Origin of the sequence: Rossellomorea aquimaris (assembly GCF_001877785.1) — a bacterium.
Taxonomy (GTDB): Bacteria; Bacillota; Bacilli; order Bacillales; family Bacillaceae_B; genus Rossellomorea; species Rossellomorea aquimaris_A.
Window position 1 is genome coordinate 1 of record NZ_MINN01000127.1, and the last position, 519, is coordinate 519.

The window sequence follows — 519 nt, forward strand, 5'->3', positions numbered from 1 at the left end:
TGATCTGTCTCGTTTCCATCGTGTTCATTATGCATACTGCTTTTTCTGTATGTTATCGATGATCGTGTGGGTGTGTGTCTAGTGTTTCATTAGAGTTCTAGATGTGATTTTATGACTTGTTGCTTTCATAATCGTCTGTTTCTGCGTTTGCCATTTATTTTTTTTTTTTTTTTTTGTGTGGTGCTTCAATGATATGATGGCGTTCGGTATCGATCAGTCGCTTTTTCATCTGTGCCGGCTTGCCCCATAAAATGAAAATGATCGGCTCTTCACGCGCTGATAATTTTCGGATGACTTCGTCCGTGAAGTGTTCCCATCCCTTTTTCTGGTGCGAATGCGCTTGCCCTTGCCTGACCGTCAGAACCGTGTTCAGCATCAGGACGCCTTGATCAGCCCATTTCGTCAAGGTTCCATTCACCGGCTTTGGGCAGCCGATATCACTCTCGAGCTCCTTGAAGATATTACGCAAGCTCGGTGGATGGGCGATGCCTGGTTGGACAGAAAAGCTCAAGCCATGCG

General features: G+C 45.7%; 1 protein-coding gene. It reads right to left on the bottom strand.

Annotated features, from left to right (window positions below):
• Positions 1–154: 154 nt before the first annotated feature.
• A partial coding sequence (locus BHE18_RS18360; RefSeq protein WP_083573879.1) for a uracil-DNA glycosylase occupies positions 155–519 on the bottom strand: 365 nt, incomplete at its 5' end.